Source organism: Rhodococcus sp. NPDC058505 (assembly GCF_042720095.1).
GTDB lineage: Bacteria > Actinomycetota > Actinomycetes > Mycobacteriales > Mycobacteriaceae > Rhodococcus_G.
In genome coordinates this window covers 30369-38070 of sequence record NZ_JBHXNB010000017.1, presented here as the reverse complement: position 1 = coordinate 38070, position 7702 = coordinate 30369, and the positions used below count along the sequence as shown (strand labels likewise).

Sequence of the window (7702 nt, the reverse complement as noted above, 5' to 3'; positions counted from 1 at the left end):
TCGTGTCCTCCTCGTTGCCGTCGCCGCGGCCTCGTTCGTGAAGGACCCGAACATGGGAACCGAGGACCCCAATGTCCCCCGACTCCGCAGGTCCCTCGCGAATCAAACTCTCGCGCCCCCGCGTCCGCCGCGTCGAATCGGCACGACGAAACAGCAGGGGTCCATTCCATTATCTCTTGCGGATGTGCGCCCGTTACTTTGGGTCCGGGGTCCGACACGTCCGATACAATGCCCACCGACACGCCCGTGTCCTGGGGAAATGTTCACCGCCGACGGTACCCACCCCAACCCGGGACACCCGGCAGGTGCCGGACGTGCATTGGTATCAGACCGCTCGACGGGGCCGCAAACACCGAGAGACCCGTGTCGCCGATTCCCGGGCCGGTTCGATCGTCCGAACGACGGCCGGGAAGCCGGGTCAGTTGGTGTCGACGTTGTCGACGATCCAGCGGTCGCCGTCCCGGACCAGGGTCACCACCATCCGGTACTGCTGGGTGTTGCCGTCCGGGGCGACGACGTTGGTTGCGTGCTGGTCGACGAACACCAGGACCACCGCGCGGTCCGCGTCCAGCGACTCGACGCCGACGTGGGCGGCGGTGGCGGTCGCCTTGCCCTTGCCGTCGGTGACGATCTGCCGCAACGCGTCGACCATGTCCGCGTACTTGTCCGCGAACGCCTGCGTCGACTGCGCGGTGATCGCGTCCCGGTTGGCGTCGAGGTTCTCGAAGTCGAACGACGACAGCGCGACGGAGTAGTCGCGGGCGGTGTCGATGGCCTCGGTGCGCAACACGTCCAGGTTGCGGTCCCGGAGCACCTGGATCAGCAGGGTCGTGGCGACGGCGAGCAGCGCGGCGACGAGCAGCGCGGCAACGGCGACCCCGGGCCTGCGCCACCGCGCGGCCCGCTCCGGCCGCGGCGGGGCGGGCCGCGTCTCGGTGTCGACGCCGTCCACGGTCAGAACCGAGCTGTCATCGTTCGCCATCGCCGAGATCCTCCAACAGTGCTGTCCAGTAGTCGAGTGCCTGCGTTCCGGTCGGGATCAGGATCGGGTCCGCGACAACGGGCGGCCCGATCGGTGTTCCCGGCGTCGTCGCATTCTGCAGGCCGAGGTCGTTCGGGCGCGGCGCGTTGCGGGATCCGCGCTGCGCGATGTTCTGCCCGGGCGGGCAGTAGTACGTCAGGTTCGGCTGGGTCGGGGCGACGTCCCCGACCGCCCGCCGCACCGTGTCGTAGTTGCACACCTGCCCCTGCGTGCCGACCAACGCGAAGTTGGCGCGGTCGCCGACGACGATCGACTCAAGCTTGCCCAGCCCCCGCGGGATGTCGGTCAGGCCTGCCGCGAGGGCGGCGTCCCGGTCGGAGATCACCGGCGCGACCGTCACCAGATTCGCCAGGACCGCACCGAACGTGTCGTGGTATCGGTCGAACAGCTCCCGCGCGCGGGTGAGCGCGGCCGGGGAGGTGTCCGCGAGATACACCAGCACCGGCGCGTTGCTGTCGAGTTGCTCGGTGAAGGTGCGGGCGGCGCCCATCCCCCGCACGAACGAGTCGGGCCGCTCCGCCATCGTCGTCACCAGCTCCGTGGTCCGGGTCAGCAGCGACGTCAGCATCGGCGCCTGCTCGTGCAGCGCGGCGGTCAGGGTGTCGCCGGTGTCGATCAGGCTCGCCATCGCGGGCCCCAACCCGTCGAACGAGGCGCCGAGCTCGGTCCCGATGTCGCTGACGGCTTGCGGGTCGATGCCGGTGAGCAGGTGGGAGGCCTGGGTCATCAGCTCCCCCATCTGCACCGGCTGCTCGTCCTCGGGCGCCGCCAGCCGGTCACCGTCGCGCAGGTACGGGCCGTCCGCGGTGGACGGGAAGATGTCGACGTTCTGGATGCCCGCCGCGGTGCCCATCCCGACCCGGGCGACGCTGTCGACCGGGATCCGGGTGCCCGGGTCGAGTTCGAAGTCGACGCGGGCGCCGCGGACGTCGGGGTCCAGCCGCACCCCGGACACCCGGCCGACCGCGACGCCGCGGTAGGTGACCGCGGTCCCGGCGGTCAGCCCCCGCGCATCGGTCATCTCGGAGTACACCCGGACCGGAGTGCCGAACGCCTGCGGCCCGATCACGTAGTTGATGCCGAACGGGATCACGATCGCGGACACCACCGCGAACAGGATCAGCTGCACCAGGACCAGCCGTCTCATCGGGCACCCCCGCCCAACAGCGTGGCCAGGTCGACCGGCGGCGCCGTCGCAGCGCCGGGCGGCGTGCCCCCGGTCAGCAGCGTCTCGATGCCCTCCGGGATCAGCAGGGCGCCGTCGAAGTTGAGGTAGTCGCCGTGCACCGACCGGGTGAAGTTGTCGAGGAAGGCGTTCATGTTGCCGAGGGTCTGCCCGATCTCGGCGTTGAACGAGGTGAGCGTCGCGATCACCGTTGACGCGTCGGTGAGCATGCCGCCGAGGTCGGCGCCGGAGCTGACGGTGCCCGCGGTCGCCGCCAGCCGGGTCGTCGACTCCATCAGCGAGGCGATGCTGTCGCGTTGCGCGGTCAGGACGCGGACCGCCTCGGGCATCGTGTCGAGGAAGCCGTCGACGGTGGCCTGCTGCCCGGCCAGCTGCCGGGAGATCCGCGCCGCCGTGTCGATCGCGGTGTCGAAGTCGTCGCGGTTGGCGGTGGCGGTGGCCATCAGCGTGGTCATCGTGTCCATCAGCCCGCGCACCTCGCCGGATCGTCCGGCGAACGCGGTGTTCAGTTCGTCGACGACGGTCTGCAGCTGGCCGAGGCCGCTGCCCGTCACGATCGTGCCGAGCGTGGCGAGCGCGCTCTCCACCTGCGGTCCGATCGTCGTTGCGGATTCGGCGATCACGTCGCCGCCCTGCAGCTGCCGCGGCGACGGGTCGGGCGGCGGGGTCAGCCGGATGAACGGGCTGCCGAGCGCCGACGGCAGTTCCACCGCCGCGAGCACGTTGTCCGGGAGTTGCGTCTGCTGTTCGAGGCTGAGCCGCGCGGTGGCCCCGACGCTGTCGGTGGCGAGCCGCTGCACCCGCCCGATCACCCGCTGCCCGGTCCGCACGTCGGCGCCGGGCAGCAACCCCTCCGCGGTGGCCAGCTGCAGCGTCACCGCGTAGTCGGGTCCGTCGGCGGTGCGGCCGAGCGGCAGATCCTGCATCCCGACCGCGCACCCGGTCACGGTGAGCGCGACCGCGGGGGACAGCAGGGCAAGTCGAATCGTGGTGCCGCGCATCAGTTCCCCTTCGGCTGGGCGCCACCGGTGACCGCGGACACGATGCCGAGCGGGTCGGAGGCGCTGATCGGGAACGAGATCGGGTTGGTGAACCCGGCACCCGTGCACAGCGGCAGCGGGTAGGCCTCGCACAGGGGTTTCGCGACCGCGAACTGGGTGAGGGAGGTGGAGACGTTCAACCGGATCCGGCCGCGGTTGTTCTCGTCGACGCCCCGCGACAGGTTCTGCATCAGCAGCGGAACCAGGTCCATGAACTCGGCGAGGCCGGCGGTGTTCGTGGCCAGGGCGTCGCCGAGGACGCGGACGTTCTCGGCGACCGTGCCGACGTCGTCGCCGTGCTCGGTCATGAAGGTGTTCACCTGGTCGAGCACCACCCGCAGGTCCTGCAGCGGCCCGGTCAGGTCGATCCCGTGCGCGGCCCACTCGTCGCCGACCGCGCCGAGATCGGACACCAGCGTGTCGATGCTCACCTGCCTGGCGTCGAGCGCACCGATCAGCGCGTTCAGGTTCGACACCAGCGCGGTGACGTCCTCGGCGCTGGCGCCGACCACCCCGGTCGCGGAGCTCAGGTTGCGGATCGCCGCGTTGAACTGCTCGCCGCGGCCGCGCCAGCCGTCGGCGGCCCGGGTGAGCAGGTCGCCGGTGGTCCCGTCCGCGGCGAGCGCCTCGGTCAGCGTGCTCAGGCTGCCCATCAGCCCGTCGAAGTCGATCGGGGCGTGGCTGCGTTCGGGCGGAATGTCGGCCCCGTCCGCGAGGGTCGGGCCGCCCCGGTAGGTGGGGCCGAGTTCGATGTGCCGGTCGCTGATCACCGACGGGTTGAGCACGTAGGCGCCCGCGTCGGCGGGCAGGACGACGTCGTCGGGCATCGTCATCGTCACCCGCACCGTCGCCCCGTCGGGGGTCACCTCGGTGACCGTGCCGACCGGGACGCCGAGCACGGTCACCGTGCTGCCCGGGTAGATGCCGCCCGCGTACGCGAAGTGGGCGGTCACCGTCATCGACCGGTCGGTGCCCGCGAAGACGAACCAGCCGGCGACGGACACCGCGACGACAAGGACCAGCGCGGTCGCGGCGCTCGCCCACCGCCCGCGGCGCGGTCGGGTGGTCGGCGGGCCGCTCATCGGCACCCCTGCATGACGCCGATCGCGCACAGCAGGTTGTCCGGGAGCACCGCTGCCGGGGCGTTGACGTCCGTCCAGGCACCGTTGCCGGTCGCGTCGGTGGCGCCGCGCAGCGCGGTCGGCAGCTTCACCAGCATCTGGTCGATGTTGGCCGCGTTGGCCTTCAGCGTGTCGGTGACCGCGACGAGGTTCGCGACCATCGGGCCGAACTCGTCCTCGTGCTCGGTCATCGTCGCGGACAGGGTCGCGAGGATCGCGCCGAGGTTGTCGACCAGGTCGGTCAGCGCCTGCTTGCGCACGGCGAGGATCGACGCAATCGTCTGTGCGTTCGCGGCGGTGTTCGCGACCGAATCACTCTGCCGCACCAGCAGATCCGACAGGGACCGCGACATCGTCAGCAGCTGGTCGATCTGCTCGCCATTGTCGGCGAACGCGGCGGAGGCGGCGCTGATCCCGGTCAACGCCCGGCCGACCTGGTCGGAGTCCTCGGGCAGCACCTGCGACAGGGTGGTCAGCATCGCCCGCATCGCGTCGAGGTCCAGCCCGTCGGCCGCGGCGGTGGCGTCCCGGCTGACGTCGTCGAGGCTGTACGGCACCGTCGTCCGGGCCAGCGGGATGAGGTTCCGGCCGTCGTCGACGCCGGCGGGCACCACCTCCAGGTACCGCTTGCCGAGGACGGTCTTGAGCCGCACGGTCGCGGTGGACTGGTTGCCGACCGGCTGCCCGCTGTCGAGCCGAAAGTCGACCCGCACGTGATCGTCGGCCAGCTCGATGGCCTCGACCCGGCCCGCGGGCACCCCGGCCACGTACACCGGGTCCCCGCCGGACAGTCCGCTCGCGTTGGCGAGTTCGGCGACGTACGGCTGGGTCCGGTGCTGGTACCACACCCGTGGGGCGCCGACCGCGACGAACAGTCCGGCGACGAGCACGACGATGCCGAGGACGCCGAGCGCCATCGGGGTCGCGCTGTTGCGGCGATCGCCCTTGAACAGGAACAGTGCCACACCGACGACGGTGTCGATCACCTTGACCAGGAACATCATTGGCAGACTTCCGAGTGTGCGGTCCCGAAAATGTTGGCGTCCACGTCCCCCGCCTCCAACGTGAAGTTGCACAGATACAGATTGACGAAGCCGCCGTAGCTCCCGATCCGGTTCACCGTGTCCGCGAACTCCGGCATCTTCGCGACGAACGCGTCGAACTCGGCGGTGGACCCGATCCAGGTGTCCGTCAACGTCTTCAGGTCCATCACCGACCTGCCGAACGCCCCGTTCGACCGGGCCATCGCCTCCGCCAGCTGGGCGACCGCACGGTTGCCGTCCCCGAGCAGGGTGACCAGCTGGTCGTTGTTGCCGACGACGGCGCCACTGAGGGCGTCGAGGCCGGTGACCAGCTGCTCGAGCTGGGGTGCGCGGGCGTCGACGGCACCGAGCAGGGCGGTCATGTTGTGCGCCAACTGTTCCATCACGTCCCGCCGGTCCGCGAGGCCGGTGCTCAGGTCGCCGATCTGGGTGAGCAGCGTCGCCACCGTCCGTCCCTGACCGCCGAACGTCTCGACGAAGCCGCGGGTGAGCTCGTTGACCTGGTCCGGTGCCAACGCGTCGAACAGCGGGCGGAACCCGTTCATCATCGCGGTGAGGTCGATCGGCGGGGTGGTCCGCTGCACCGGAATCGTCGACCCCGGGTCGAGGGTCCGCGTCCCGGACCCCGACGCGGCGACCTGCGCGGGGCCCCTCGGGTTCGACAGCGCCACATAGCGGGCGCCGAGCATGTCGCCGTAGCGGACGGCGGCGGTGACGTCGGTGGTCAGCGGATGGTCGGCCTGCACCTCGATCCGCACCACCGCCTTGCTGGTGCCCCCGCCCGCGTCGGCGAACGCGATGTCCTCGACCCGCCCGATGCGCACCCCGGCCATCGTGACCGGATTGCCCGGGGTGAGGCCCTCGACGTCGGTGAACTCGACGGTGTAGCGCTCGGAGTCGCCGCGGACCGGCACCTGCAGGGTGTTCGCGACGAGCAGCCCGCAGGCGATTCCGGTGGCGCAGAAGCCGGTCACCTTCACGACCGGGACCCAGCCGAGCCTCATCGGACACTCACCTCGTTCCCCCGTACCAGCGGGCCCAGCATCATCACGGTCGCCGGGTTCGGCTGGGCGCCAGGCATTCCGGGGAGGCCCCCGGGCCGCGCCTCACGGAGTTCGGATTCGAGCAGGCCCAGCACCGGGTTCTCCCTGGCGGTGCCCGCGACACCAGCCGCGGTGGGGGTCGGCGCGGCGGGCGAGGCCGCCGCGACCGGGGCCTGCGGTGCGGGGGCACCGCTGCAGTACGCGCCGCTCATGTCGCCGTAGGTCGGGCAGTCGGCGCCGGTGTACGGCATCGGGCCGGCGAAGGTGGGGACCGCGGTGATGTCGAACTTGCCGGACGCGAACACCCGGGCACCGGCCGCACCGAAGGTGTTGGCGCGGGCGAGCGTCTCGCGCAGGCCGTCGGACCGCGCGGCGGTCGTCGCGAGGATGGTGCCCGCCGAGTCCACCACCGTCGTGATCGCCTGCTGCTGCCCGCCGAGGAAGCCCGCGGCGACGGCGGCGAAGCCCGCTGCCGCACCGAACATCGACCCCACCGCGGGGGCGTGGTCGACCAGGGTCCGGGACACCGCGGTCGCGGCCGTCAGCGTGGCGAGCACGTCCGGGGTCGCCGCATCGAGGGCCCCGACCACCGTCCGGAACTCCGGTGTCGCGTCGAGGAACTGCTGCGCCGCCGGGGTGAGGGTCGGGGACACCGCGGCGAGGCGGTCGACGATCCCGCCGATCTGCTCGCCCCGGCCGTCGAGGGCGTGGCCGAGCGCGGTGAGCGCGGTCTGCAGCTTCTGCGGCTGCATGTGGTCGAGGACGGCCACCATCTTGGTGTACACCCCGTACAGCGCGACCGCGTCGGGCCCCTGGTCGATGGTCAGCCGGGCACCGTCCGCGAGCGGCGGCGCTGCCGCGGCGTCCGGGGGGTCGACGAGGTCAATGAAGATGTCCCCGAAGAAGGTGCGCGGCACCACCCGGACCGCAACGGTGGCCGGAATCTGGTCGATCGCGGTCGCGTCGATCTGCAGGCTCACCACCGACGACTCGGTGCCGGAGTCGATGCCGGAGATGCGGCCGACGTTCACGCCGCTGTAGCGGACCGGTGCCTCGCCGGTGATCAGCCCGGCGGATGCCGGGATCGCGACGGTCACCTCCGGGTTGCGCTGCAGGCCACCGGATCCGCGCATCACCATCAGGACCGCGACGGCGACCCCGACGAGGACAGCGATCAGCCCGCGTAGCGCGAGCCTGGCCCGGGAGCGTCCGGTGTACTGGTCCATC

General features: G+C 71.5%; 7 protein-coding genes. All 7 read right to left on the bottom strand.

Annotation, left to right across the window (positions count from 1 at the left end; all coding sequences use genetic code 11):
- Positions 1-418: 418 nt before the first annotated feature.
- Genes ACFWPA_RS14075 through ACFWPA_RS14045 form a run of 7 tightly spaced genes read right to left on the bottom strand, consistent with a single transcriptional unit; the run spans position 419 to position 7701 of the window.
- Complete coding sequence (locus ACFWPA_RS14075) at positions 419-982, bottom strand: mce associated protein mas1a (protein WP_378508001.1); 564 nt, start codon at positions 980-982, stop codon at positions 419-421.
- Positions 969-2189, bottom strand: coding sequence for an MlaD family protein (locus ACFWPA_RS14070; RefSeq protein WP_378508002.1), 1221 nt, complete (start codon positions 2187-2189; stop codon positions 969-971). Before ACFWPA_RS14070 ends, ACFWPA_RS14075 begins: the two co-directional genes overlap by 14 nt.
- Complete coding sequence (locus tag ACFWPA_RS14065; protein WP_378508003.1) at positions 2186-3229, bottom strand: MCE family protein; 1044 nt, start codon at positions 3227-3229, stop codon at positions 2186-2188. Before ACFWPA_RS14065 ends, ACFWPA_RS14070 begins: the two co-directional genes overlap by 4 nt.
- Positions 3229-4350, bottom strand: coding sequence for an MCE family protein (locus ACFWPA_RS14060; RefSeq protein WP_378570588.1), 1122 nt, complete (start codon positions 4348-4350; stop codon positions 3229-3231). Before ACFWPA_RS14060 ends, ACFWPA_RS14065 begins: the two co-directional genes overlap by 1 nt.
- Positions 4347-5390: an MCE family protein gene (locus tag ACFWPA_RS14055; protein ID WP_378508095.1), complete on the bottom strand. Its 1044-nt coding sequence runs from the start codon at positions 5388-5390 to the stop codon at positions 4347-4349. Before ACFWPA_RS14055 ends, ACFWPA_RS14060 begins: the two co-directional genes overlap by 4 nt.
- The gene (locus ACFWPA_RS14050) at positions 5390-6436 is read right to left on the bottom strand and encodes an MCE family protein (protein WP_378508005.1); all 1047 of its coding nucleotides are present in this window, start codon (positions 6434-6436) and stop codon (positions 5390-5392) included. The genes ACFWPA_RS14055 and ACFWPA_RS14050 overlap by 1 nt, the downstream gene beginning before the upstream one ends.
- Positions 6433-7701, bottom strand: a complete 1269-nt coding sequence (locus tag ACFWPA_RS14045; protein WP_378508006.1) for an MCE family protein — start codon at positions 7699-7701, stop codon at positions 6433-6435. Before ACFWPA_RS14045 ends, ACFWPA_RS14050 begins: the two co-directional genes overlap by 4 nt.
- Position 7702 lies beyond the last annotated feature (1 nt).